1 protein-coding gene is annotated in these 239 nt (G+C 61.1%); it reads right to left on the minus strand.

The features are described 5' to 3' along the window. Positions 1 to 239, minus strand: a 239-nt coding sequence (locus KW849_RS31185) for a hypothetical protein (RefSeq protein ID WP_218433913.1), incomplete at both ends; no start/stop codon positions are given.

The raw sequence follows: 239 nt of genomic DNA on the forward strand, positions 1-239 counted from the left end.
GGGCGGTTTGGGCGCTTCCCAGGAGAATACCTGCAGGGTCGAGGGATCGGCGTACAGCTTGAAGTCGGCGTATTGGCCGATGAGTTTTTCCGCGCCGAGGTCGAGGTCGCTGCAGGTGAATTCGATGCGGTAGGTGAAGGGCTGGCTGAGGTGTTCTTCGCCGTTGAAGGCGAGGACGTCGAGGGCGGTGGCGAGGTTGTCGATGTGCAGTTTGTGGCGACTGTGGTCGAAGAAGGTGC

Origin of the sequence: Pseudomonas sp. PDM26 (assembly GCF_019219185.1) — a bacterium.
In the GTDB taxonomy this organism is placed as follows: Bacteria; Pseudomonadota; Gammaproteobacteria; order Pseudomonadales; family Pseudomonadaceae; genus Aquipseudomonas.